Source organism: Thalassospira sp. MIT1004, from assembly GCF_001858545.1.
GTDB classification, from domain to species: Bacteria; Pseudomonadota; Alphaproteobacteria; order Rhodospirillales; family Thalassospiraceae; genus Thalassospira; species Thalassospira xiamenensis.
Genome location: NZ_MCAO01000011.1, coordinates 253,289 through 279,380, shown reverse-complemented (window position 1 = coordinate 279,380; position 26,092 = coordinate 253,289). Strand labels below are relative to the sequence as shown.

The 26,092-nt window shown below is 56.1% G+C and carries 22 protein-coding genes and 1 tRNA gene; 16 read left to right on the top strand and 7 right to left on the bottom strand.

Features of this window, described 5'->3' with window-relative positions; translation table 11 throughout:
- Nucleotides 1-38: 38 nt before the first annotated feature.
- A complete protein-coding gene (locus BC440_RS06085; protein WP_007092281.1) occupies nucleotides 39-443 on the top strand; it encodes a hypothetical protein in 405 nt (134 codons plus the stop codon).
- 84 nt (nucleotides 444-527) lie between these two features.
- On the opposite strand, the gene BC440_RS06080 is transcribed toward BC440_RS06085, so the two are convergent.
- Nucleotides 528-1,010 (bottom strand): peroxiredoxin, encoded by a 483-nt coding sequence (locus tag BC440_RS06080; RefSeq protein WP_007092280.1) that lies wholly within the window; start codon nucleotides 1,008-1,010, stop codon nucleotides 528-530.
- Between the two features lie 352 nt (nucleotides 1,011-1,362).
- Nucleotides 1,363-3,588, bottom strand: coding sequence for a protein-disulfide reductase DsbD domain-containing protein (locus BC440_RS06070; protein WP_223304872.1), 2,226 nt, complete (start codon nucleotides 3,586-3,588; stop codon nucleotides 1,363-1,365).
- 393 nt (nucleotides 3,589-3,981) lie between these two features.
- On the opposite strand from BC440_RS06070, the gene BC440_RS06065 reads away from it, so the two are divergent.
- Complete coding sequence (locus BC440_RS06065; protein WP_065701830.1) at nucleotides 3,982-4,560, top strand: YqgE/AlgH family protein; 579 nt, start codon at nucleotides 3,982-3,984, stop codon at nucleotides 4,558-4,560.
- 88 nt (nucleotides 4,561-4,648) lie between these two features.
- Here BC440_RS06065 and BC440_RS06060 read toward each other — a convergent pair whose 3' ends face one another.
- On the bottom strand, nucleotides 4,649-5,470 hold the full coding sequence (locus tag BC440_RS06060; RefSeq protein WP_007092277.1) for a hypothetical protein: 822 nt from the start codon (nucleotides 5,468-5,470) through the stop codon (nucleotides 4,649-4,651).
- Nucleotides 5,471-6,414: 944 nt separating this feature from the next.
- Between BC440_RS06060 and coxB the strand changes: the two genes are divergently transcribed.
- The 14 genes from coxB (at nucleotide 6,415) to BC440_RS05995 (ending at nucleotide 19,398) form a co-directional block, all read left to right on the top strand.
- On the top strand, nucleotides 6,415-7,266 hold the full coding sequence (gene coxB, locus BC440_RS06055) for a cytochrome c oxidase subunit II (protein ID WP_007092276.1): 852 nt from the start codon (nucleotides 6,415-6,417) through the stop codon (nucleotides 7,264-7,266).
- Between the two features lie 11 nt (nucleotides 7,267-7,277).
- Nucleotides 7,278-8,864, top strand: a complete 1,587-nt coding sequence (ctaD, locus tag BC440_RS06050) for a cytochrome c oxidase subunit I (protein WP_065701829.1) — start codon at nucleotides 7,278-7,280, stop codon at nucleotides 8,862-8,864.
- An 87-nt stretch (nucleotides 8,865-8,951) separates the two neighbouring features.
- Nucleotides 8,952-9,878: a heme o synthase gene (cyoE, locus tag BC440_RS06045; RefSeq protein WP_175484468.1), complete on the top strand. Its 927-nt coding sequence runs from the start codon at nucleotides 8,952-8,954 to the stop codon at nucleotides 9,876-9,878.
- Nucleotides 9,875-10,012 (top strand): hypothetical protein, encoded by a 138-nt coding sequence (locus BC440_RS23080; protein WP_156487974.1) that lies wholly within the window; start codon nucleotides 9,875-9,877, stop codon nucleotides 10,010-10,012. The genes cyoE and BC440_RS23080 overlap by 4 nt, the downstream gene beginning before the upstream one ends.
- A gap of 7 nt (nucleotides 10,013-10,019) precedes the next feature.
- Nucleotides 10,020-10,610 (top strand): cytochrome c oxidase assembly protein, encoded by a 591-nt coding sequence (locus tag BC440_RS06040; RefSeq protein WP_065701828.1) that lies wholly within the window; start codon nucleotides 10,020-10,022, stop codon nucleotides 10,608-10,610.
- A gap of 83 nt (nucleotides 10,611-10,693) precedes the next feature.
- A complete protein-coding gene (locus BC440_RS06035; RefSeq protein WP_007092272.1) occupies nucleotides 10,694-11,494 on the top strand; it encodes a cytochrome c oxidase subunit 3 in 801 nt (266 codons plus the stop codon).
- Between the two features lie 17 nt (nucleotides 11,495-11,511).
- Nucleotides 11,512-11,880: a DUF983 domain-containing protein gene (locus BC440_RS06030; protein WP_063092052.1), complete on the top strand. Its 369-nt coding sequence runs from the start codon at nucleotides 11,512-11,514 to the stop codon at nucleotides 11,878-11,880.
- A gap of 9 nt (nucleotides 11,881-11,889) precedes the next feature.
- Nucleotides 11,890-12,612 (top strand): SURF1 family protein, encoded by a 723-nt coding sequence (locus BC440_RS06025; RefSeq protein WP_063092051.1) that lies wholly within the window; start codon nucleotides 11,890-11,892, stop codon nucleotides 12,610-12,612.
- 110 nt (nucleotides 12,613-12,722) lie between these two features.
- Nucleotides 12,723-14,210, top strand: coding sequence for a carboxypeptidase M32 (locus BC440_RS06020; protein WP_065701827.1), 1,488 nt, complete (start codon nucleotides 12,723-12,725; stop codon nucleotides 14,208-14,210).
- Nucleotides 14,211-14,330: 120 nt separating this feature from the next.
- Nucleotides 14,331-14,750, top strand: coding sequence for a cyclic nucleotide-binding domain-containing protein (locus BC440_RS06015; protein ID WP_063092049.1), 420 nt, complete (start codon nucleotides 14,331-14,333; stop codon nucleotides 14,748-14,750).
- 171 nt (nucleotides 14,751-14,921) lie between these two features.
- The gene (gene thrC / locus BC440_RS06010; RefSeq protein WP_065701826.1) at nucleotides 14,922-16,319 is read left to right on the top strand and encodes a threonine synthase; all 1,398 of its coding nucleotides are present in this window, start codon (nucleotides 14,922-14,924) and stop codon (nucleotides 16,317-16,319) included.
- A 47-nt stretch (nucleotides 16,320-16,366) separates the two neighbouring features.
- On the top strand, nucleotides 16,367-17,626 hold the full coding sequence (locus BC440_RS06005; RefSeq protein WP_065701825.1) for a pitrilysin family protein: 1,260 nt from the start codon (nucleotides 16,367-16,369) through the stop codon (nucleotides 17,624-17,626).
- Nucleotides 17,627-17,746: 120 nt separating this feature from the next.
- On the top strand, nucleotides 17,747-18,679 hold the full coding sequence (locus BC440_RS06000; protein ID WP_065701824.1) for an ROK family protein: 933 nt from the start codon (nucleotides 17,747-17,749) through the stop codon (nucleotides 18,677-18,679).
- Nucleotides 18,676-19,398 (top strand): copper homeostasis protein CutC, encoded by a 723-nt coding sequence (locus BC440_RS05995; RefSeq protein WP_065701823.1) that lies wholly within the window; start codon nucleotides 18,676-18,678, stop codon nucleotides 19,396-19,398. The genes BC440_RS06000 and BC440_RS05995 overlap by 4 nt, the downstream gene beginning before the upstream one ends.
- 19 nt (nucleotides 19,399-19,417) lie before the next feature.
- On the opposite strand, the gene BC440_RS05990 is transcribed toward BC440_RS05995, so the two are convergent.
- The 4 genes from BC440_RS05990 to BC440_RS05975 all read right to left on the bottom strand — a co-directional run bounded on the left by BC440_RS05990 (nucleotide 19,418) and on the right by BC440_RS05975 (nucleotide 26,011).
- Complete coding sequence (locus BC440_RS05990; protein WP_065701822.1) at nucleotides 19,418-22,909, bottom strand: hypothetical protein; 3,492 nt, start codon at nucleotides 22,907-22,909, stop codon at nucleotides 19,418-19,420.
- A 227-nt stretch (nucleotides 22,910-23,136) separates the two neighbouring features.
- Nucleotides 23,137-23,211 (bottom strand) — tRNA-Gln (locus tag BC440_RS05985).
- Between the two features lie 78 nt (nucleotides 23,212-23,289).
- Complete coding sequence (locus BC440_RS05980; RefSeq protein ID WP_065701821.1) at nucleotides 23,290-24,216, bottom strand: 4-(cytidine 5'-diphospho)-2-C-methyl-D-erythritol kinase; 927 nt, start codon at nucleotides 24,214-24,216, stop codon at nucleotides 23,290-23,292.
- Between the two features lie 28 nt (nucleotides 24,217-24,244).
- Nucleotides 24,245-26,011, bottom strand: coding sequence for a tetratricopeptide repeat protein (locus tag BC440_RS05975; protein ID WP_083195720.1), 1,767 nt, complete (start codon nucleotides 26,009-26,011; stop codon nucleotides 24,245-24,247).
- Nucleotides 26,012-26,092 lie beyond the last annotated feature (81 nt).

Genomic DNA, 26,092 nt, shown 5'->3' with positions numbered 1-26,092 from the left:
GGGCAGTTGCGCGCGTTTTGGTGCGCTTGGAGGATGAAATGGGATTCTGGTCGCTTGGCACTTTGCGCCAGCCAAAGGCACAAGATATCAAATGGCGGAAAAGCCCGCGTGGCGAGTATTATCGCCTGTTCATGATCGATGATTTCAGCGAGCTGAAACTTGACAATGTTGGCGGTGTCTATCTGCTGTGGCATGGCGGGATCAAACCGTCATGGCTTGTCGCCGGGGCCACCGAAGATCTGGGCCACAGTTTTGTTGAACTGTCCCATGACCGTGACATTCGCGAATATGACAATCGCGGCGGTGTCTTCATGAGCTGGTCGCCGATCAAGGAAGATTTCCGCGAAGGTGTGGTGCATTTCATTGCCAAACACACCGACCCGACTTTTGAATGCGATTTTGACAGCCGGTCAGAACCAATACCGGTTTTGCTGCCGCGTTAGGGGCCTGCCCCCAAGGATGCGGCATCAAAATAAAAAGCTCCGCGGATCAGGCGGAGCTTTTTGCTTTTTGCAGGTGTTTCGGGCTTAGAGTTTGCCCAGCACGGTTTCGGCACTCGACACGTCAAAGGCGCCGGGTTCCTCGACCGCAAGATCGGTGACCTTGCCGTCATCGACAATCATGGCAAAGCGGTTGGCGCGTTTGCCAAGACCGCGACCGGTCAGGTCGAGTTCAAGGCCGGTCTTGCTAACGAAGGCGAGGTCGCCATCGGACAGCATGGTGATGTTTTCACCGGCATTTTCGGCCTTTGCCCAAGCGTTCAGAACAAAGGCATCGTTCGATGCCAGGCAGACGATTTCATCAACACCCTTTGCCTTGATGGCATCGGCATTGGCAACGAAGCCCGGCAGATGTTTGGCCGAGCAGGTCGGGGTGAAAGCGCCCGGCACGGCAAAGACAACGACCTTGCGACCGGCGAAAAATTCGTTGGTGTTGACGGCTTCGGGGCCGTCGGCGGTGGCGCGGAAAAGCGTGACTTCGGGAAGTTTGCTGCCGACTTCGATGGTCATGGGGTTTTCTCCGTCATGCGGGGGGCTTGATTGCCGCCCTTGTTCTGGTGATTGGGTAGAGCCTTTTCCGTTGGGATTGAAGCGATTTTGTTCGCCAAACCCGAACCCTTCGGGCCGGGACATTCTTCTGCCCCGCAGCGTCAGGGATCTTGACCGTAGCCCCGCTACGCTCTGCGATCCCTTCCTTGCGGGACAGAAGAATGCCTCCGGCAAAACGCTTCAATCCCAACGGAAAAGGCTCTAGGGCCATCAAACAGCAAAACGGGTTGATCTTCAATCATATCCGTTGGGGTTTCGATGGTTTCAAATCTTTGTCACGGTTTATCGTGATCCCGAAAAGATGTGCATCACATCACTTTTTCACAAGGTCGGTACCACCAGATGCGCGGGCGATGGCATCAAGGACTTCCTGTTTGCCGAGCAGTTCGGACAGCAGAACACCGTCCGGTGCCTTGGGCCCGAATACGGCATTGAACGGAATGCCATAGCGGCCATAACCCGCCAGATATTGCGAAATCACCGGATCGGGACGGGTCCAGTCGCCCTGCATCAGGATGACGTCATCGGCGGTCAGGGCAGCGGTCATATCGTCGGTTTCAAGGACCAGCTTTTTATTGACCTGACAGGTCACGCACCATTCGGCGGTAATATCGACCAGCACGGTTTTGCCATCGGCAACATGGCGGGCGATTTCATCCGGGGCGAAGGGCCGCCACGGCAGGGTTTCGGTGCTGGTGCGCGATGCGGTGTTCTTGAGCGGGGCCTTGGAAAAGCCCGGTGCAAACAGGGCGGCCAGCACGCCAAGGGTGGCAAGTGCTGTAAAAGCAAATTTGCGTTTCTGCACCGTCGTGCGGTGGCGGGCAAACAGAAGGATGCCCGCGATCACAAGGGCGACACCAACTGCAATCGCCCCGCCCATGCCGATCTGAACCGCCAGAACCGACAGCAGCCAGATGGCGGTCCCGGCAAGGGCCACGCCCAGAACCCCTTTGACAAAGCCCATCCAGCGGCCCGGCTTGGGCAGAAGGCGGGCGATTTCGGGCCGGGCGGCAATCGCGAGATAAGGAATGGCAAGCCCGATACCCAGCAGGGTGAATATCCAGAAAATGTCAAAGCTGCTGCCTGCCAAAGCAAAGCCAACGGCGGTGCCAAGGAACGGGGCCGAGCACGGGGTTGCCAGCAGGGTGGCAAACATGCCGGTCAGGAAATGACCGCCAAGGTGGCTTCCGGATTGTTCGCGCGTGGTGATGGCATCATTAGCAGCATTGCCGAGTTCAGCCGGACCGTTGATTTCAAACAGGCCCCACATATTGAAGGCAAACAGGGCGACGATGATGGTCATCACGGTCAGGAACAGCGGTTGCTGGAACTGGATGCCCCAGCCAATCGTGCCGCCCGCAAGCTTGATGCCGATCAGGACGGCCGCAATCAGCCAGAAGGATGTGATGATGCCCGCCGCACTGGCAAGGAAGCCACGGCGGGTGGCACTGCGTTCGGCACCCTGGGCCTTCATCGCCGACATGACCTTGATCGAGAGGACCGGCAGGACGCAGGGCATGAAATTCAGGATAAAGCCGCCCAGAAGGGCCAGCGCGCCGATCAGCCAGAGGCTGGTGGCGGCGATGCTGGTGCCGGAAACGGTGTTGCTGCTGGTGGCAGAACCAGACGGGGCAGCGGCGATCTGGCAGTCCTGTTCGATGGCAAGGGGCCCCGCAATGACGGTGACGATCACGTCATCGCCAATCGTGGTCTGACCGTCTTTCAGGCCATAGATCGGGATCCGGAATTGCTGTGTGCCGGTTGCGTTATCGGTTGCGGTCGGGACCGGCACGCCAAAGCCAAGGCGGACATTGCCTTCGATCAGGATTTCAACCGGGTCGGTCGCGGTTTGATCAAGACCCGAGACGGCGACATTGAGAAATGTTTTGTCCTTTTCGCCCGATGCGTCGACCGACTGCCAGATATCGGTGACCGACATTGGCAGGTTGTCCCCGCGAAGCGGGACGCGGGATGCGAATTTTTCGATGTCATGGGCAAAGCTGCTGATGGCGGGGTTATCGCCATCCGTGCCGCCCGAAAGACTTGCCGGGATATCAAGGGTAAGGTGGGCCTGTGCGGGGATGCAGACATCGCTGCAGACCAGATAATCGACATCAAGCTCGATATGGGCGGCCTGTGCGGGATCGGTCACGGGGACATCAATCGGCAGGATGATGTGATCCTTGTAGCCGAATGTTTCGAGGCCAAAGATCGAGAAACGGTGCGGCGCGGGCCAGCGGATTTCGCCATCGCCGATGTTGGTTGATCCGGCCCAGTCGAGCTGCGGCGGGAAACCGGCATCACCGGCACTGCGCCAATAGATTTTCCAGTCGGGCTCAAGTTCGAATTCAAGACCAAGGCGGATTTCATCGCGGCCATTGATGGCGTCGCGCGCGCTTAGCAGGCGGACCGATGCGAAATCCTCGTCAACCCGGTTGCTGGCGGCGGTTTGCGCATGCGCCCCTGTGCCCGCCCCGATACCCAGGGGGGCGAGGGCTGCGATAAACAGGCCAAGGATGACAGGCAAAGACCGGATCACGGGTGGTTCCTTCTGGTTTTCGAAACGGGCACGATGACATTCCGTTTGGTGGATATGGCACAAAACCGGGCTTTGTGCCACCGGCACGCCCCAGGATGCCATGGAAATGATGGCTAATCCCGGTTGATGTTCAAAGCAAGGCACGACTGCGTTACCGGCTCGTGTGCCTGGTGGGTTGATCGGTGGTGTGCCCGGTGATGTGATCAGGAACACCATCTTTTTACCAGGCGATTGCTGTCGATTGCCTGTCTGGCTACCTACATGTAAAGCAGTGGCGCGTTTCGGCTTTGATCAATGTCATTTTTGGACTGTTTTCAGGCAAAGGTGGCTTTCGGTGGTAATGGGCGACGGATCGCGTTAGGTTTGTATGAGCAAAACAGGAAAAGTTCGGGAATGGGAATTAAAGAACACACTGGCGAATATCTGGAAGGGAAGCTGCTTGTGGCGATGCCGGGCATGCGTGACCCCCGCTTTTCGCAAAGCGTGGTCTATATCTGTGCCCATAACGAGGATGGGGCGATGGGGCTGGTGATCAACCGGCTGATTGACAGCATCACCTTCCCGGAATTGCTTGAACAGCTTGGCATTGCGCGCCCGGCACCGACGATTGAAGATATTCAGGTGCATTTCGGCGGACCGGTCGAAAGCGGGCGGGGCTTTGTTCTGCACAGCACCGATTTTGAGAACGAGGCGACATTGCATGTCGATCCGGGTGTTTCGGTGACGGCAACGGTCGATATCCTTGAACAGATTGCGCTCGGCGAAGGCCCGAAAAGCAGTATTCTGGCCCTTGGCTATGCCGGATGGCGCAGCGGGCAGCTTGAAAACGAGATTCTTGCCAATGGCTGGCTGCATGTCGATGCCGATGCCGACCTTCTGTTTGGTGTTGATTGCGAAGACAAATGGGAACAGGCCTTTGCCAAGCTGGGTTTTGCCCCGGAACTTCTTTCAGGCGAAGCGGGCCACGCCTAAGGCCACGGGACCAAACTCTGCACGTGAAAAAGCCTGCCGTTTCCGGCAGGCTTTGGTGTTTTGGTGACGTTTCAGGCCAATAAACGGATCAGTCAAACAGGGCGTCGATTTCTTCCTGCGAGAAGATCTGATCGATTTCGTCCTGACTGACGCGTTCGACGTTTTGCGGCGCGCGGGTAACGGTTTTATCGAGATTGTCCTGACCTTTGGGGTCGGCGGGCAGATCGAATTCGCCAAAGTCATCCTCGCCCCAGATTTCGATCACGCGGGTGACGCGTTCCTCGATATATTTCATGGTGTTGACGACTTTGGTGATGCGCTGCCCGGTCAGATCCTGGAAGTTGCACGATTCAAACACCTTGACCACCAGATCAACGATGTCGTCGGCAAGCCCCTGGGTATAGTCATCGGGGGCGGCAGAGCGGATATTATGGGCAACCGCATCGATTTTTTCGACGGTTTCAAGGATGTTGGCGGTGGCATCCTCGGTCGCGGCGACGACGGAATCAAGTTCGCCCTTGACGATGTTGATCCGCGTGCCGCTGCTGTCGTCCGGCGCGGTATAGAGGGCGGCGATTTCGCGCTTGGTTTCCTGAATGGAATTGGCAAGGGCGCGAATTTCGGTCTTGAGCATGCGAAGCTCTTTGCGGGCGTCGTCCTGATCATCATCATCGGCGCGCGCATTCAGCTTCTTCTGTTCTTCCATCATGATGCGGATGTCGGACAGAAGTTCTGCCTTCAGATCCTCGATCGCATTATGGAGTGTCGACATATCCGTGCCACCCACTGCGCCGCCGCCATCAGGGGACGGGGCCGGTAGCGGCAGGGAGACGATATCACTCATACTTTCCAGCTTGTTGAGCAGCCGGAGCTCTGCGGTGAAAAGCTTTTTGCTTCCTTGGCGGGACATGAGCGAACCTCGATCTGAAACGTCACGGTAATCCTGTTCCGATGATAATCCACAAATCATCCCGGAACAGAAAAATATAATACTTTTGCATAGAATGGTTTCAGCCAAACGATCAGTTTGGCAAGACCATTCCCCTGATATTGGGGAAGATTCCCTCAATTAAAGGCATCTGCGCGTTTTTATGTAGGTTTCGTGTCCCGAAATACGGAAGCCGGTGCGCTTTTTTCCGGTGATTTCCTTGTGATTACAATCACAGAGATCGCAGCGTTTATCAACCTTTGTGCGGTGCATTCGAAAAACTTCATGCGTGCGGTCGGGGCATGCCGGGCCCGGTGTTGAAACGGGGAGTGATGATTTTACGACTCGGAACAGGGTAAATGATTGATTGTGATGGTTTTGCCTGTGGATAAAGTGGGCAAACGGGGGTGATTCTGGCGGTAAAACACGCGTCGTTCGGGGGATGCCGATAAATCCGTACTTAAATAAGGATTTTACCTGCGGTTTGTATCGCCTAAAGGATAATTTTGCCCTGTCTGTTGCGTGGCAGCAAAGCGGGCTATGATGGTCCGGCGCGATGAGGAATGGCACCATTTCTATCGCAAGGGTAGGCGATTGGATTTAGAAAAAAATTGAACCCATGCGCTAAATTCCTGAAAGGAAAAGTAATATTTTTGTGCAACGCAGCGAGGTTTTTTCTGGAACAGGCTGTTAAGATAGGCTATTCGCCTTCCATACCGTTGTGCCGCAGTGCATGCGGGTTTGAAAATCAGGTTTGTCTGATGTTACGTCGCGATCCTGGTGGCTATGCCGATTTATGGTTGAGTCATCACGGCATACCTTTTCGATGAACGAACAACCCGTTATGTTCGTATATGTCGAGGGTCACGATGTGGCTTTCCTTTGGACAAATTGCCTTGAGATGTAATGCGAGGGGGCAGATTCGCATGTCGATCAAGATGCTGTTTCCCATTCTTTTGCTGGGATTGGCAGTTCTGACCGGACTGGATAGTGCCGCGCTTGCCGCGGTTGGTCAGCCTGAGCCATGGCAACTGGGTCTTCAGCACCCGGTTTCGCCGGTGGCTGTACAGGGCCATGATTTCTTTATTCTTCTGACATGGCTGATGACCGCCGTTACGGTGATCGTCCTGCTGTTGTTGCTTTATGTTCTTTTCCGCTTTAGCCGGAAACGGAATCCCATCCCGTCCAAGACCACCCACCATACGCTTCTTGAAATCGTATGGACCGTGGCGCCGGTCCTGATCCTTCTGATTATCGCGATCCCGTCGTTCCGTCTGCTGTATTTCGCAGACCGCGTCGAAGACGCCGATATGACGCTGAAGATCATCGGCAAGCAGTGGTACTGGACGTATGAATATCCCGACAGCGGCAATTTCACGTTCGATTCCCTGATGATCGACGAGGAAACCGCCGTTGCAGAGGGCAAGATGCGCCTTCTGGATGTGGACAACCCCGTCGTTCTGCCGGTTGACACCAATATCCGCCTGATCATGACATCGGACGATGTGATCCATAACTGGGCCATGCCGTCGCTGTTCATCAAGCTGGATGCCGTGCCGGGCCGCCTGAACGAAACCTGGACCCGCATTCCGGGCGAATATGCAGGCACCACCTTCTATGGTCAGTGTTCGGAACTGTGTGGCGTGAACCACGCCTACATGCCGATCGCGGTCAAGGCCGTGACCATGGAAGAATACGAAGCATGGGTCGCACAGGCCCAGGAGAAATTCGCGTCGGTTGATCTGCCGTCGCCGGTTTCTGTGGCTTCGGCAGAGTGAGGGAGAGATTTATGGCTCACGCTGACACACATTCGCATGATGATCACATGCCCGGTTTCTTTACCCGTTGGTTCCTTTCGACCAACCACAAGGATATCGGCACGCTCTATCTTGCATTCTCGCTGGTTGCCGGTCTGATCGGTGGTGCGTTTTCGGTCTGGTTCCGTATGGAACTGGCCCATCCGGGCACCCAGGTCATCGAAGATCACCACTTCTTTAACGTTCTGGTCACCGCACATGGCATGATCATGGTGTTCTTTGTTGTCATGCCCGCCATGATTGGCGGTTTTGGCAACTGGTTCGTACCGATCATGATCGGTGCGCCCGACATGGCGTTCCCGCGACTGAACAATATTTCGTTCTGGCTGCTCGTGCCGGCCTTTGCACTTTTGATGCTGTCGGCGGTGGTCGGTAGCGGTGCCGGGACCGGCTGGACGGTTTATCCGCCGCTGTCGGCCTCGCTTGGCCATCCCGATGCATCGGTTGATCTGGCGATCTTTGCGTTGCACCTTGCCGGTGCAAGCTCGATCCTGGGGGCGGTGAACTTCATCACCACCATTTTCAACATGCGTGCGCCGGGCATGACGCTTCACAAGATGCCGCTGTTTGCGTGGGCGATGCTGGTGACCGCGTTCCTGCTGCTTCTGGCGGTGCCGGTGCTGGGTGGTGCGATCACCATGCTTCTGACCGACCGCAACTTTGGCACGGATTTCTTCAATCCGGCCGGTGGCGGTGACCCGATCCTGTATCAGCACCTGTTCTGGTTCTTTGGTCATCCCGAAGTTTACATCATGATCCTGCCGGGCTTTGGCATCATCAGCCACATCATTTCGACCTTCTCGCGCAAGCCGATTTTCGGCTATCTCGGGATGGCTTATGCCATGGTCGCAATCGGTGTTGTCGGTTTCATCGTGTGGGCGCACCACATGTATACCGTCGGCCTTGATGTTGACACGCGTGCCTATTTCACCGCGGCAACGATGGTGATTGCGGTGCCGACCGGGGTTAAGATCTTTTCGTGGATTGCAACGATGTGGGGCGGCTCGATCGAGCTTCGCGCACCGATGCTGTGGGCGATTGGCTTTATCTTCCTGTTCACGGTTGGTGGTGTGACCGGCGTTATCCTGGCGAACTCCGGCATGGATCTGCCGCTGCATGATACCTATTTCGTGGTGGCGCATTTCCATTATGTGCTGTCGCTGGGTGCGGTGTTCTCGATCTTTGCGGGCTTCTATTACTGGTTCAGCAAAATGTCGGGTTACGAGATTTCCGATCTGGGCGCCAAGATTCATTTCTGGCTGTTCTTTATCGGTGTCAACCTGACCTTCTTCCCGCAGCACTTCCTGGGGCTGGCCGGCATGCCGCGCCGTTATGCCGATTACCCGGATGCGTTTGCAGGCTGGAACCTTGTTTCGTCCTATGGTGCGTATCTTTCATTCGCAGCGACGATCTTCTTTGTCGGGGTGGTGGCGCATGCCTTCATCCGTGGCAAAAAGGCCGAAGCCAACCCATATGGCGAAGGTGCGGATACACTGGAATGGACCGTCAGCTCGCCGCCGCCGTTCCATACCTTTGACGAACTGCCGCGCATCAAGTAATTGATCCGATCTTGCGTTCCCCGCCGGTGACCATGGGTTCCCGGCGGGGAACATACGACCGCCCCGAGAAAAGAAGACCAGAATTACATGACCAAGCAGGCCGCCCAGCAGACCCTTGCAATCGATAACATCGCCGCATTACCGGTATCGGAAGTGCGCGACTATATTGCGTTGCTTAAACCCGGTGTGATGACCCTTGTGGTGTTTACCGGTGCCGTGGGTCTTTTGATTGCACCGGGAACAATGCATCCGTTCCTGGCACTGGTTGCGATTGCCTGCATTGCCGTTGCCAGCGGTGCGGCGGCGTCGATCAACATGTGGTACGACCGCGACATCGATATCCACATGAAACGCACCCAGAACCGTCCGATCCCGGCGGGGCGTGTGCCCGCCGACGAGGCGCTTTCGCTGGGGATTGCGTTATCCATTCTTTCGGTGACCGTGATGGCGGTTGCGATCAATTTTGCCGCCGCCGCCCTTCTGGCGGTGTCGATTGCGTTTTACGTGTTCGTTTACACCATGTGGCTGAAACGCAGCACACCGCAGAATATCGTTATTGGCGGTGCCGCCGGGGCATTTCCCCCGATGATCGGCTGGGCGTCGGTGACCGGCGGGATCGATATCAATTCGATTGCGCTGTTTCTGATTATCTTTATGTGGACGCCGCCGCATTTCTGGGCGCTGGCCCTGTTCCGGTGTGGCGATTATGCCAAGGTCGGGGTTCCGATGATGCCGGTTGTGGCCGGGGAGGCCGCAACCAAAAAACAGATGCTGATCTATACGATCCTGTTGTTGCCGATCACGTTTGTGCCGGTCGCGACCGGATTGCTTGGCGTGTTTTACGGTGTGACGGCGGGACTGACCGGGCTTTGGTTCCTGCGTCATGCGGTTCGCGTGTTGCGCAATGCGGAAGAAAAAGCACCGCACAAGATGTTCGGATATTCGATCCTGTATCTGTTCGTTCTGTTCGGGGCGATGGTTGCCGATGTCTGGATCAAAGGATATCTGGCATGACCGAGCCCAAAATGACCAAAGCCGAACTCGACGCGTTTTACGCCAAACGGCGCAAAAAGAACTGGGCGTTTCTTGTCATTCTTGGCGGGTTGGCGGTTCTGTTTTTCGCCATCACCATTCTTAAGATGAGCTAGGGCATATATGGCTGATCAGAAGCATGCGGACAAAACAAAGGCGCGCAACAAGCGCGTATTGCTTGGTTGTGTTGCCGTTGTTGGCGGCATGATTGGCCTGTCTTATGCTTCGGTCCCGCTTTATGCGCTGTTCTGTCAGGTGACGGGATATGGCGGCACAACGCAGGTTGGCACCGATGCGCCGCGCGATGTTTCGGAACAGACCATCAAAATCCGGTTCAATGCCGATGTGAATTCCCGTCTGCCGTGGCAGTTCAAGCCCGAGCAGCGCGAAATGACCGTGAAACTGGGCGAAGACAACCTTGCCCATTACATGGCCGAAAACATGTCGGTCAAACCGATCACCGGTCAGGCGGTTTACAATGTAACGCCGCTTAAGGCCGGGCAGTATTTCAGCAAGATCGCCTGTTTCTGTTTTGACGAACAGACGCTTGAACCCGGCCAGCGTGTGGATATGCCGGTCAGTTTCTATGTCGATCCGGCGATTGCAGAAGACCCGAATACCCGAGACGTGAAGACCATTACCCTGTCCTATACCTTCTATAAGGCCGAGGCATCGGTTGAAGGGCCGGACGGGGACGAAGAAAATGGAGGCTAGGGCCTGATGATTGTGCAGGTATCCCGGTTTCCAATGAAGAGAGCTTTAAAGGTTTCATTTGTGAGGATTGAGGGGGGCGAGGAATGAGTGATCACGCTCAGAAACATCCGTTCCATCTGGTAGACCCGAGCCCGTGGCCGTTGGTGGCTGCGATGTCGGCAGGGCTGTTTACCGGTGGCATGGTCATGTTCATGCATTCGGATCGTGCGCCGACAGATTTCTGGCTGGCAGCACTTGGTTTGGCGGGCATTCTTTTTGTGATGTTCCGCTGGTGGAGCAACGTGATCAGCGAGTCCAGCATCTACCACAACAAGGTGGTGCAGATCGGCTTGCGGTATGGCATGTCGCTGTTTATCGCGTCCGAGGTGATGTTCTTTGTCGCCTTCTTCTGGGCCTTCTTCCACAACGCGTTTGTGATTTTCAGCCCCGGCGTGACCGAATGGCCGCCCGCAGGCGTTGAAGTCCTTGATCCGTGGGATTTGCCGTTCCTCAATACGCTGATTCTGCTTCTGTCGGGCTGCACGCTGACCTGGGCGCATCATGGCTGCCTTGAAGGCAAGAAAAAGGATATGGTGCAGGGGCTGGCGATTACGGTTGCCCTTGGCGTTATCTTCCTGTGTCTTCAGGCTTATGAATACAGCCATGCCGCATTCGGTTTTGCCGATGGCATTTATTCATCGACCTTCTATATGGCGACGGGTTTCCACGGTTTCCATGTGTTTGTCGGTACGGTGTTCCTGGCGGTGTGCCTTGGCCGCGCGATCAAGGACGGCTTCAAACCCGATCATCATTTCGGTCTGGAAGCCGCAGCCTGGTACTGGCATTTCGTTGACGTTGTCTGGCTGTTCCTGTTCTTTGCCGTTTACATCTGGGGCGGCGAATAAAGGATACCGGTCACCCAATGACCATGGATTATTATCCAGCACTTTCCCCCATACGCACCGGGCTGGCATGCAAATGCCCCCGCTGCGGTGGGGGAAAGCTGTTTTCGGGCTTTCTGACGGTTCGCGAGAGTTGCGAGCAATGCGGTCTTGACCTTCGTGGTCATGATGCCGGTGATGGCCCGGCGATTTTCATCATTTTCATCCTTGGTTTTGTCGTGGTGCCGCTGGCGCTTTGGGTCGAGATGACCTATATGCCGCCTTTGTGGTTGCATGCGGTGTTATGGTTTCCGACCATCATCGGGGTAACACTGGCCTTGCTGCGACCGTTAAAAGGCCTCATGGTGGCGCTGCAATATCGCCATCGGTCGACTTCCGAACAGGATTGAACCCAATAGATGCCCCTTCTGACGACACGCCCCAGCCCTGCGATCAAAATCTGTGCCGGTCTTGCCCTTGTGATCCTTCTGGGACTTGGGTCCTGGCAGGTGGATCGCCTGTTCTGGAAACAGAACCTGATCGCGGAACGTCAGGCGCATGCGTCCGAGCCGCCGATTGCCGTGCCAACCGATGTGGCACCGGACCCGGCGATGGCATTCCGGGCCGCCTATGCCGACGGTCATTTCCTGAACGATCAGGAAATGTATCTGATGGCGCGCACACGCCGGGGCAATATCGGGTTTCATCTGATCACGCCGCTGGAACAGGAAGATGGCCGGATCATTCTGGTCAATCGCGGCTGGGTGCCGCAGGATTATCGCGATCCGTCAACCCGCCCTGACAGCCTGATTGAAGGCAATGTTCGGGTGACGGGTGTGTTGCGCCTGCCGCAGACCCGACACTGGGTTCAGCCGGAAAACGAGCCGCTGGAAAACCAGTGGTTCTTTGTCGATGTCGATGCGATGGCCGAGGATAGCGGGGCGGATCTTGCCAGCCGCTATTATCTTGAACTTGACGAAACGGAAATCCCCGGCGGGTTGCCGATTGGTGGTCAGGCCAAAATCGATCTTCCGAACAATCATCTTCAATATGCGATCACATGGTACAGCCTTGCGCTTTCGCTGATTGTGATCTTTATTCTGTATCACCGCCGCCCGCAGAAGGATGGCGCAGACAGCTGATCTGGCTGCCTGTGATCCAGCCCTTTGATTGCCGGATGCCGCCATTGTGCGGCATTTTGGCCGTGCTTTTTTTTTGCCCCGTTTTCCGGTTCCGCCGAACAGGAGTTTCCATGACTGACGCCTATAAATCGCTTGAAGCCCGTTTTCGCCGCATCAATGTTCTGTCCGATATAGGCGGCATGCTGCATTGGGATATGGCGGCGATGATGCCCAATGGCGGGGCCAATGCCCGGTCCGAGCAACTGGCGACCCTTGATGTCATGGCCAATGAACTGATCACCGCACCCGATATGGGCGATCTGATCGAAGCGGCCGGGGGTGAAAACCTTGATGCGTGGCAGAAAGCCAATCTGGCGGAAATGAAACGCAATTGGGTGCATGGCACGGCGGTGCCGTCCGATCTGGTGGAGAAAATGTCGCTGGCGGCGACCAGTTGCGAAGTCGCATGGCGCGGGGCGCGTGCCGATAATGACTTTGCCGGGCTTTTGCCGAAACTTCAGACGGTTCTTGACCTGTCGATAGAGGCGGGCAAAGCCAAGGCCGAAGCCCTTGGCACGTCGGTCTATGACGCGCTTCTCGATCAGTATGACCCGATGATGCGGTCTGATCGGATCGATAGCCTGTTTGCCGAACTGGAATCGTTCCTGCCGTCCTTTACCGCCGAAGTGATTGAACGCCAGAAGTCCGAACAAGCCCCGATCAGCCCGGCCGGGCCGTTCCCGGTTTCGGTTCAGAACAGGGTCGGCCTTGATCTGATGCAGGCGGTCGGTTTTGATTTCGAGCATGGCCGTCTGGATATTTCGCATCATCCGTTCTGTGGCGGCATTCCCGATGATGTGCGCATTACGACGCGCTATGACGAGAATGATTTCACATCGGCGATCATGGGGGTTCTGCATGAAACCGGCCATGCGATGTATGAACGCGGATTGCCCGGCGCGTGGCGCAATCAGCCGGTAGGCAAGGCGCGCGGCATGACCCTGCATGAAAGCCAGTCGCTTCTGGTGGAAATGCAGGCCAGCCGGTCGGAAGAATTCCTGACCTATGCCGGGCCGGTCTTCAAGACGGCGTTTGGTGGCGATGACGCGGCTTGGAATGCAGGCAACCTGCATCGGCTTTATACACGGGTCGAGCCGGGCCTGATCCGCGTGGATGCCGATGAGGTGACGTATCCGGCGCATGTGATCCTGCGCTATCGGCTGGAGCGCGCCCTGATCGAAGGCGACATGAAGCTTGCTGATCTGCCCGGGGCGTGGAACGAAATGATGGGCAAGTTGCTGGGCATTACGCCGCCCGATGACAGGGATGGCTGCATGCAGGATATCCATTGGCCATCAGGTGCGTGGGGATATTTCCCGACCTATACGCTGGGCGCGATGGCAGCGGCCCAGATTTTTGCCGCAGCGAAAAAGGCCAAGCCGGAAATTCCAGGCGCATTGGCACGGGGCGATTTCAGCCCGTTGATGGGGTGGCTTGGCGAAAATATCCACGGCAAGGCATCGAGCAAATCAACCGACGAGATTCTGATCGAGGCAACCGGTCAACCGCTTGGCGTGGCGGCCTTCAAGGCGCATATGGAAAACAGATATGGCGGGTGAAACTGATTGATTGGCGATAGGTATCTGCTAGCATCACTCGTCCTTCCGGCACAGGTGACGGCAGGCAAATAGCCCCACATCAGGATATTCTGATTTAATGTCCATTTTCCCGGAAGTGTCATGGGGATAACCGACGGCAACAAGAAAGTGATGGATCGGCAGGTATATGCCGCCGATCAGGTGATCTTCCGGGAAGGAAAACCCGGCAGTGCAGCCTTTGTCGTGCAGGAAGGCCGGGTTGAAATCTTCAAGACCATGAATGGCAACGAAGAAGTCATCCTTGGCACCATCGAAGCCGGGGGGCTTTTCGGTGAACTGGCATTGGTGGACAACCAGCCGCGGATGGCATCGGCGCGGGCGCGTGAACGCACGGTCCTGATTGCGATCAATCGCCAGACGTTTGAGCAGAAAATGGCGGCGTCCGATCGCTTCATCAAGGCGATCCTGCGGATTCTTCTGAATAACTACCGCACGGTGGTGCGCCGTGCCGCGGTGGCGGAAGCCAAGCTCAAGGAACACGGGATCGAGCTTGATAAATAGGCAGCGATCACGCGGCGTTACGCGATATTGCGCAAAGCACGCCTGATCTTCCGGATTGACCCTTGACTATGGCGGCTGTTCCCCTCACTAACTTTCGGTTTGGAGTGTCTTTGCCCGTTTGGGGCAGGGGTGCCTGAATGTTGTGAAAGCCCAGTTCAGGAGCATAGGTCGTTGCGTTATGTCAGCACGCGGGGAACCGCGCCGGTTTTGCAGTTTGATGATGTCCTTTTGGCCGGTCTGGCCCGTGATGGTGGATTGTATGTGCCTGAAAGCTGGCCGACTTTTACTGCCGATGACATTCGTGCGCTGCGGACCCTGACTTATGCCGAGGTTGCCTATAAGGTGATCCAGCCCTTTACGACCGGATCGGTCGATGATGCGGCGCTTAAAACCATCCTTGAAGAAACCTATGCCGGGTTTGATCACGAAGCGGTCGCACCGCTTAAGCAGCTTGGTGCCAATGACTGGGTGATGGAGCTTTTTCATGGTCCGACCCTGGCGTTCAAGGATTATGCGTTGCAGGTGGTCGGGCGGCTGTTTGACCATGTTCTGGCCAAGCGCGGCGAACGGATCACGATTGTCGGGGCGACGTCGGGCGATACCGGGTCAGCCGCGATTGAAGCCTGCCGGGATCGGGAAAATATCGATATTTTCATCCTGCATCCGAAGGGGCGCGTTTCCGAAGTCCAGCGCCGCCAGATGACGACCATCCTGTCGGACAATGTGCATAACATCGCGGTCGAGGGATCGTTTGATGATTGTCAGGACCTGGTGAAGGCATTGTTCAATGATCATGCGTTTCGCGACGAGGTCGGCCTTTCGGCGGTCAATTCGATCAACTGGGCGCGCATCATGTGCCAGATCGCCTATTATTTCTGGGCGGGGGCGCAGCTTGGATCGCCGGAACGCGAAATATCGTTTTCCGTGCCGTCGGGCAATTTCGGCAATGTCTATGCCGGATATGCCGCGATGCAGATGGGGCTTCCGATCAAACAGTTTGTGGTCGGGGCCAATCGCAACGACATTCTCGCCCGCTTTTTCGAAAGTGGGGTGATGAAGATGGAAGGTGTCGAGCCGTCCATCAGCCCATCGATGGATATTCAGGTCAGTTCGAACTTTGAACGGTTGATGTTTGATCTTTATGATCGTGATGGCCTTGCGATTGCCGGGATGCTGACGAAGTTCCGCGAAACCGGGATCATGGAAATGTCGCAAGGGCAGTTTGCCCGGGCGCGGGAACATTTTGACGGTTATCGGCTAAGCGATGATGAAACCCGGGCGGCGATCAGGGATGTGCTGGCGACCAGTGGCGAGCTTGTTGATCCGCATTCGGTGATCGGTATTGTCGCCGGGCGCAAATGCAATCGCGATAAATCGGTGCCGATGGTGGCCCTGGCGACAGCACACCCGGCGAAGTTCCCGGATGCGGTCAAACAGGCATCGGGGATTTACCCGGACTTGCCCGAACGGCTGTCTGACCTATATGACCGGCCTGAGAAGGTCGAGCCCATGTCCAATGATGTTGGTGCATTGATGGCGCATGTTCGCGACAGGCGACGTGCGGCCTGAAATACAGTAATACGAGGGCATGAAATGAAACACAGGAGTAAAGCTATATGACAGTCGAGCTCACCCGGCTTGACAACGGGATGATCGTTGCGACCGACCGCCTTGAACATGTTCAATCCGTAGCGCTTGGCGCGTGGGTTGATGTGGGTGCGCGCAACGAAACACCCGATATCAACGGCATTTCCCATATGCTTGAACATATGGCGTTCAAGGGAACGCGGCGTCGCAGCGCGCTTCAGATTTCCGAGGAAATCGAGAATGTTGGCGGGCAGATGAATGCCTATACCTCGCGCGAGAATACGGCCTATTACTGCAAGGTCCTGCATGAAGATCAGGAACTGGCGATTGATGTGATTGCCGACATTTTGCAGAACTCGACCCTTGATGCGAAGGAACTTGAACGCGAACGTCAGGTGATTTTGCAGGAAATCGGGCAGGCCAATGACACGCCCGATGACATCATTTTCGACTATTTCCAGGAAACGGCCCTGCCCGATCAGGCGCTTGGCCGGTCGATCCTGGGCAGTCCGGAAAATGTATCGTCGCTGTCACGCGATGATCTGTTTGATTTCATGTCGCGGCGTTACAGCCCGAAACGCATGGTGTTTTCGGCATCGGGCAAGGTTGATCATCAGCAGATTGTCGATCTGGTATCGGAAAAGTTCGATAACCTTCCGGCGCATGAAGATCATGAAATGGAAGCCCTTCGCTATGAGGGCGGCAGCCGGATCGAGCAGCGCGACCTTGAACAGGTGCATGTGATTTTCGGTCTGCCGACGGTGTCTTATACCGATGACAGTTTCTATGATCTGCAGGTGTTCAACACGCTTCTGGGTGGCGGCATGTCTTCGCGGCTGTTCCAGGAAATCCGTGAAAAGCGCGGGCTTGTCTATTCGGTCTATAGCTTCTCGTCACATTATGTCGATGGCGGGCTGTTTTCGATTTATGCCGGAACCGGGCCGAATGACATTGGCGAATTGATGCCGGTGATGTGTGACGAACTGGTGCGCGCCACGGTCGATTTGACCGAGGAAGAAGTGAACCGGGCGCGCGCACAGCTTAAGGCATCGGTCGTGATGGGCATGGAAAGCAATTCCGGTCGTTGCGAAACGCTTGCGCGCCAGATCCAGATTTTTGGTGGTCCGCAGACCATGGAAGAAATCATTGCCAAGGTCGAGGCGGTTGACCTTGAACGGGTGCGTGCGGCGGGCAAGTCGCTTCTGGGCGGGACGCCGACGGTGACAGCGCTTGGGCCGGTCAAGGGCATGCCGGGTTATGACGATCTGGCGGCACGGCTGCGCGCCTGATCAATCTGATTGTCGATATGGAACGGCGTTCGCACATGTGGCGGACGCCGTTTGTTTTTGCGGGCGGCGGTCCTGTGGTATATCCGATAGGAAAGATCACGGGGTTTTGGGCAGGCTGGCATGCAGTACGCATTTGATATTGGCGGATCGAAAATCGAATTCGGGGTGTTTGATGGCGGGGGCGATATCCGGTCCCAGATCAAGGTGCCGACACCCGCACAGGATCGCGATGCCTTTGTTGCGGCGATTGCCGGGCTGATTGCCGATGCGGACGGTGAATTTGGCGAGAATGCCGATATCGGCATCAGCTTTGCCGGGGGGCTTGACCCGCAGACCGGGGCGGTGATTTCGGCCAATATTCCGGCGATCAAGGGATGGCCGTTTGGCCCGGAACTTTCCAGAATCCTGAACCGCGATGTGCGGGTTGCCAATGATGCCGATTGCTTTGCACTTGCCGAGGCACGCAGCGGGGCGGCCAAGGGCGCGCGGACGGTTTTTGCCATCATCCTTGGCACCGGGGTGGGCGGCGGCATTGTGGTGGATGGGCAGTTCATTGGCGGGCGCAGTGGCATTCGCGGCGAATGGGGGCATGGCAATGATGTGTCGGGTGCGCTGATCCGTCATGGGCTTGCGCCGGTGGTGTGCGGCTGTGGCCGGACCGGGTGCCTTGATGCCTGGGGCGGGGCGCGGGGGCTTGAACGGATTTACGCGCAGATTGCCGGACTTTCCCCCCGACAGGAACGGCCAAGTTACGAGATCACCGACGGCTGGCAGGGCGGGGACGCGATGGCAGGCCGCGCGGTGGAGATTTTTGTCGATCTTATCGCGGGGGAGCTTGCATTGATGGTCAATGTGCTTGACCCCGATTGCGTGCCGGTCGGCGGCGGGCTGGCATCCGAAAGCCGCCTGATTGCGATGATCGATGACGCGGTCCGCAAACGGGTTCTGGGCCGTTATGACGCGCCCTTGGTGGTGCCGGGGCAGCATAGCCGCGATGGCGGGCTTCGCGGGGCGGCGATGCTGCATCTTCTGGATGGCGGGGCGGGTGTATGACAGCCGGGATCAAACCGCTTCTGGAAATCTGTGTTGAAAGTTTTGACGATGCGATGGTGGCCGCGCGTGCCGGGGCGGATCGCATTGAATATTGCGCGGCCCTTGCGGTCGGCGGGGTGACGCCAAGTGCCGGGGCGATGGCCCGTTTGCGCGATATTCCCGTGCCCTGCCGGGTGATGATCCGGCCAAGGCCCGGCGATTTCATCTATGGCGCGTCTGACGTGGCTATGATGAAACATGACATCGCCCTTGCCCGCGACCACGGGGCAGAGGGGGTCGTGATTGGGGCGGCGATGCGAGACGGGCGGCTTGATCGGGATATGCTGGCCGATCTTCTGTCCGTGGCGGGCGGGCTTGGGGCGACATTGCATCGGGTGTTTGACGCAGTGCCCGATCCGTTTGACGCGCTTGAAGGTGCCATCGATCTTGGCTTTGACCGCATCCTGACATCGGGCCAGCAGCCGACCGCCGAACAGGGGGCGGACATGATTGCGCGCCTGATCACGCAGGCAGACGGACGGATCACGATCCTGCCGGGATGCGGTATTACACCGGAAAATGCGGCGGTATTGTTGCGCAAAACTGGGGCGGTGGAGCTGCACGCATCGTGCAAGAAAGCCATTCCGGCGGGGGTCGGTTATGCCGCCGGACGGGTGGAGACCGATGGGGATGCGATCCGGGCGCTTGTGGCGGTGATGGCGGGGTTAGTTGCACCGTAATGCATGTGTGCACAAGGTTCTATTCGGGCTTGAGGCTAAGGATACCCGTCACATAAGAAATCATATCTTCCAAAGTGAGAGTTTGGTCGTCGTTCGTCTCGGAAAGAACGAGTTCTGTTCCAAATTTGTCTGCTAAGGTATTTAATCGTTCCAGCATTGCCCCAACGCGATCCCAGTCGCTATTTTTTCCGGCAGCGTTAGTGAGGTTGACAGCGGCCCTTACTTCTTCCACAGCGATTTCAGGATGATCGCTGAATTGGTTACGAAGGGCATCCAGTCGGGCCAGCATGTCGTCAACCCTGACTCGGTCGCCCTTTTCTCCAGCAGCGTTTATGACGTTTACGGCGGCCATTGCCTGTTGCAAAGCGATTTCAGGATGATCGCTGAATTGGTTACGAAGGGCATCCAGTCGGGCCAGCATGTCGTCAACCCTGACTCGGTCGCCCTTTTCTCCAGCAGCGTTTATGACGTTTACGGCGGCCATTGCCTGTTGCAAAGCGATTTCAGGATGATCGCTGAATTGGTTGCGAAGGGCATCCAGTCGGGTCAGCATGTCGTCAATCCTCACCCATTCGCTCTTTTCTTCAGCAGCGTTGATGATGTTGAAAGCGGCCATTGCCTCATGAAAAGCGATTTCGGGATGATCGCTGAATTGGTTGCGAAGGACATCCAGCCGGGCCAGCATGTCGTCAACCCTGACCCAGCCGCCCTTTTCTCTAGCGTCGCTAGTGACGTTTACGGCGGCCATTGCCTCATACAAAGCGATTTCTGGATGGTCGTTGAATTGGTTGCACAGAGTATCCAGTCGGGCCAGCATGTCGTCAACCCTCACCCACTCGCCCTTTTCTCCAGCGTCGCTAGTGACGTTTACGGCGGCCATTGCCTCATACAAAGCGATTTCAGGATGATCGCTGAATTGGTTGCGAAGCGCATCCAGTCGGGTCAGCATGTCGTCAACCCTGACCCAGTCGCCCTTTTCTCCAGCAGTATTGATGACATTGACGGCGGCCATTGCCTCACGCAAAGCGATTTCAGGATGGTCGCTGAATTGGTTGCGAAGGGCATCCAATCGGGCCAGCATGTCGTCAACCCTGACCCCGTCGCCCTTTTCTCCAGCAGCGTTGATGATATTGACAGCGGCCCTTGCTTTTTCCACAGCGATTTCAGGATGATCGCTGAATTGGCTGCGAAGGGTATCCAGTCGGGCCAGCATGTCGTCAATCCTGACCCATTCGCCCTTTTCTCCAGCAGCGTTAATGACATTGAGGGCGGCCCGTGCCTCATGCAAAGCGATTTCAGGATGATCGCTGAATTGGCTGCGAAGGGTATCCAGTCGGGCCAGCATGTCGTCAACCCTGACCCAGTCGTCCTTTTCTCCAGCAGCGTTAATGACATTGAGGGCGGCCCGTGCCTCAGGCAAAGCGATTTCAGGATGATCGCTGAATTGGCTGCGAAGGGTATCCAGTCGGGCCAGCATGTCGTCAACTCTGACCCAGTCGCCGTTTTTAAGAGCGGCGTTGGTGGCGTTGAATACAGCCTTAGCTTCTTGCAAAGTTATACGGTTGCTTTCGGGGAATTTATTAGTCAGGCCTTGGATACCATTTAAGAAGTTGTTTGCGGCTGGAATGGCATTTGATCTCAGGTAGTGTGTTGTATAGTTCGGTGCCAGAAATGAATAAGTATAAGCAGCCTGTTCGGTGTTGCAGATTTGCATGGCGGACGGGAGATCAATTTCTGCGATTTTTTGTGGGAAGTCTTGTTGCATTCGCAAAAGAGTGATCACGGAGCCGACTTTACCTTTTTCCAAGACTGCATTGAGAAAGGTATGCCGGTGTTTGGGAATATCTTCCATCAGGGTTTTGGCCAGAAAATATTCGCCCATGATATCGGGTTCAAGCGGTGGCAAGAACGTTCCGGTGCCGCTCAGTGCCAAGATAAGATGGGTGTTTTCATCGGGTGGGGGATCAGGAAGATATCGCGCAAGTGTGGCCCCATAGTCCGCTTCTTTGGAAGCGAGATCGTTAAAGTCCAATACTTCTTGTTGGAGAGTTGCAAGGGCCAAAGCCAGTTTATAGCGCTGCAATACGCCTTTTTCATCCTTGGCTGCTGGTCGCCAGTGCATATATTCTTCGCGCTTGAGCATGCCTTCAAGGACGTCTTCTTGGGTCAGTTGGACGACAATCTGTTCGGTATTTGATTGGGAATCTTCATCGGCTTCGGCCATGAGGGCATCTGCGGTGGCCAAGGCGAAAAGCGGACGAGGAAGACCAGAATCATTTGGACGTGTATCGACCTTTTTTGCAGCAGATAAAAGGGTTTCATCATCCGGCGGGGTTTTTCCGTCTTTAATGAAACGACCACGCATCATCTGGATAATGGCGGTTTCATCCACCGGTGGGATGGGAAACCCATTTTTGTCTTCATGACCAAACACATGATTCAATATCATTATGTCGTCGCCGTTCGGGGGGATCATTTGGTTTAGCCAGTTTTCGTCCGCTTTGCGTTCGAGCAAAAGGACGCGGACTGGAAAATCATAATGTTTGGCCTGACTGGCGAAATTGCGCAGAAGATTGCCGGTTTCTTTCGGTTGGCTCGCGACATAGTCAATCACAATGAAAGTCGGTTTTTGTGGCCGCCATTTTGCAATGTTGCTGGCAGATTGCAGGTCCTTTATCGACAGTCGGCCAGCATCCCAAATTGCCGAGTTTAATTTCTTTTGGGTGAAATCATAGGCCAGTCGTGTCTTGCCGGTCCCACCATCACCCGTGAGCAGCATCCAGCGAAAATTGAATATCGGTCCGCACAGCGATAGATCGCCAACGAATTGGTGCAGAAGGGTGATTTCGTCGTTGCGGCCATACAATTCATCAAGGCCAGAAGTATATTTCACCCGGTCAAAAGCACCAAGGTTTTGGGGCCTGTGTGCAGTTTCCGGCCAAGAAAGAACAGGAGCGTAGTCACTCTGAAACGCATTTGTGATGTCCTGACGAAAAGTCTCAATCAAAGTGCTTGTTTGATCGTCTATCGCGTTCAGGATTTTGTCCTGACCTTGGACGTTATACAGTGCCAGCATGGTTTCAAGTGAGGTTGCCGAATCGATATTGATATCGGAGGTATCAACCGTGCGGCCGTCTGTAATGGCGGTAAGAACGCTGTTTTTGAGGGCGTCTTTGGTTTTTTCGCCATGCTGAATATTGATCAGGCGTTGCAGCAAGCCTGCAAGTTTTGGTTGCCGGTCAATGAAGGCGGCAAGGCGAGAGGTGATTGACTTGCCAATAAAGGATTCAGACTTGGAAGCAGTCGAAGTGATCAGTCGAAAGGCAAGATGATGAAGTGGGGGCTTGAAGCCCAAATCGCGCAGTTCGGCAAGTAAGGTTTTCTTTATGTGTTCATCAGCCAGAAGACCGGACAGTAAACCGGATTTTGCCAGTTTTTCTTTGATGTCGTTGGCATCGGAGGCGCCATCTGATTGATTTGCCGTGGCGCTTTCTGTCTGGGTATCTGACACGGATGATCCTCATATTCCTGACGGTTTATTAGGACTATACAATGCAGGGTTGTCGATACCAGATAAAAACCGCAATTACGGTGGGCGTCGTAATTTTTCGCGTCATGTCAGGTTCTTGGAAAGCGGTGGCGCACTGGCAGATGGCGAGGCGTAAAATCGCTGCTATCGGTCGTTTTGAAGCAGAAAAAAGAAAACCGCTTTGAGGAAAACCTCAAAGCGGTTTGTCTTGGCTGGGGCGGTAGGATTCGAACCTACGGTACACGATACCAAAAACCGATGCCTTACCACTTGGCCACGCCCCATCAGCGTGTGTGGCGCGGAAAATAGCGTTCCCCGCGCCGGAGTGCAACCCTCTATTTGAACCTTTTTTTGCCGGGGATTTAGGTCGGGAAGGATGCGCCGATTTGCGCGCGGGCGCGATCCTGCATTGTTTGAATTCCGGTGGCCTGTACCCACCAGTCGGGCTGGCTTTCGGCAATCGCGTTTGCGGCACGTTCCGCCTGATTTTCGGTGTCGTAAATCGCAAGGCAGGTCGCCCCGCTGCCTGACATGCGGGCGAGTAAACAGCCGTCTTCGCGGGCCAGCGCATTGAGCACATCACAGATTTCGGGCAAAATGCCCGATGCCGGAAGGGTGAGGTCGTTGCGGCAGTCCTGAAGGGCGGCGGCAAGGGTGGCGGCACTTTGAAACCGTGCCGTGCGATCCCATAGATTTTCATCAGTAAAACCGGCATCGCGCGCAGCAAAGATTTCAGGGGTTGAAACCGCCTTGCCCGGATTGACCAGCACCAGTGACAGGCTGGGCAATTCCGGCAGATCAATGAGTTTTTCGCCGATGCCCTGCATCAGGACGGTCTTGCCATGCAGACAAACCGGTACATCGGCACCGAGTTTAAGGGCGAGTTTTTCAAGGGCGTCGGTCGGGATATCAAGTTGCCAGACCCGGCAGAGCACGCGAAGGGTCGCGGCCGCATCGGCCGATCCGCCGCCGATGCCCGATGCGACGGGCAGGTTTTTTTCAAGTGTGAGGTCGGCACCCTGCGTTACCGCGCCTTCGGCCCGGAGCAGGCGGGCGGCACGCAGGATCAGGTTGTCTTCGATATTGCCATGGCCAAGATCACCCGCCATCGGGCCGGTGATCGCAAGGGTCAGTTCACTATCATCGCGCGCGGTTGCGGTGATCACGTCGCCGCAATCGGCAAAGCAGACGAGGCTATCGAGCAGGTGATAGCCGTCATCGCGCCTGCCGGTGACATGCAGGAACAGGTTGAGCTTGGCCGGGGCCGGTTCGGTATGGGTCGAAGACATGATGCGGATGCCCTTTATCCCCGATCAATCAGTTTGCGGCAACGTCACCGGCATGGGGTGTTTTGCCGTCAAGCTTGGCCTGGACATCTGCGCGCAGTTCGTCGGTCGGATTGAACGAAAGCGCACGGTGCCACTGGAAGCGGGCCTCGTGGAAGCGGCCGATCTGCCAGTAGGCATCGCCCAGATGATCGTTGATGGTCGGATCATCGGGTTTGAGTTCAACCGCCTTTTCGAGCTGTTCGACGGCATCATCATAACGGCCGAGCTTGTAATAGACCCAGCCAAGGCTATCGATGATGTAACCGTCATCGGGTTGCAGTTCGACGGCACGTTTGAGCATGTCTTCGGCCTGATCGAAGTTTTTGCCCATATCGACCCAGCTATAGCCAAGATAGTTCATGACATAGGGCTGATCGGGTTCAAGTTCGAGCGCCTTGAGGAAGTCGGCCTCGGCCTTTGGCCAGTTTCCGGCGCGCTCATAGGCAATGCCGCGCCGATAGAGCAGACGCCAGCCGACAGCATCCGTGCCGCCCAGACGTTCAATCGCCCGGTCATAGGCATTGGCCGCCCCGGCAAAGTCCTGATCGATGCGCAGGATATCGCCAAGCTGGATCAGGGCATCGGGACGGTCGCTGCGTTCATTGACCATGGTTTCGAGCAGGGCAATCGCATCGTCGGTCTTGCCAAGCTGTTCATAGCTTGCCGCAGCACGCAGGCGCGCGTTCCAGCTATGCGGGGAGTCTTTGGGGATCGATTGATAGACAATGACGGCTGCGTCAAAGCGTTGCTGGATTTCCATGATCTCGCCGACCAGAAGGCGGGTGATGTCATCACCGGGGCGCAGTGACAGCGAATAACGCGCCATGAGCAGGGCCGGATCAACCGCGTTTTCCTGGCTAAGCAGGGTCGCGATATCAAGATAGGCCTCCGCCAGACCCGATGCCGGGGTCAGGATGACGCTGGTGGGGGGCTCCCCCTTTGCCAGACGGTCAAGGTGATAGGGCATCGCCAGCGACTGCGGGTGGCGGTCCATATAGCTTTCATAGAGAAGGGATGCCTTTTGCGTCTGGCCTTTGCGTTCATAGACCGACCCCAATGCTTCGGCCGCGCGCAGCGGCGCATCTGCCGGGTCGCCATAGGCGCTGGCAAGGGCGACTTCGGCGGCGTTCAGGTCATCGAAATAGGCCAGGATCAGACCGCGATGATATTCCGACAGCGGATTGAGCGAGCCGTTGCCCTGCAATTCGTTAAGGGCGGCCATGGCGTTTTGTGGCTGATCAAGGCCGGTATAAATCCATGCCTTGGCCAGCGGCACGATCAGGGAGGTGATCCCGCGTTGCGGCAGGGTCGATACGGCATCAAGGGCGGCCTGATAATCCTGATCGCGGATTTCGGCATCCATCACCGTCATGATGGCAAACAGGTCTTCGGGATTTTCATCGACGAGCACGCGCGCAACCGGTTCTGCATCGGCAATGCGGCCTTCGGCGATCAGGGCCAGAAAGGCGCGGCGGCGCAAATCATCATTTTCCGGGTCGATTTCATGGGCGCGCAACAGATAGCGCGCGGCATAATCGGTGCGGTTTTCGATCTGGGCGGCCTTGCCGGCAAGGAAATTGCCCGAGAAGCTGTTGCTTTGCGGATATTCGAACTCGGCACGATCAGCGGGCTGCGACATGGTGCCGCAGGCCGAAAGGGCAAGAGCCGTCATCGGAATGACGATGTTTAACAGATGGCGTTTCAAAAACTTGTCCTGCGTCTGCAATTCCCAACCGGCCGCATTTTCTGCGCTCAATGCGGGCCACTAACTTTTATGGAGCTAACCCTAACCAGTCGGCAAATATAAGGCAAAGCATTTGCCATTTAGCTTGGTATC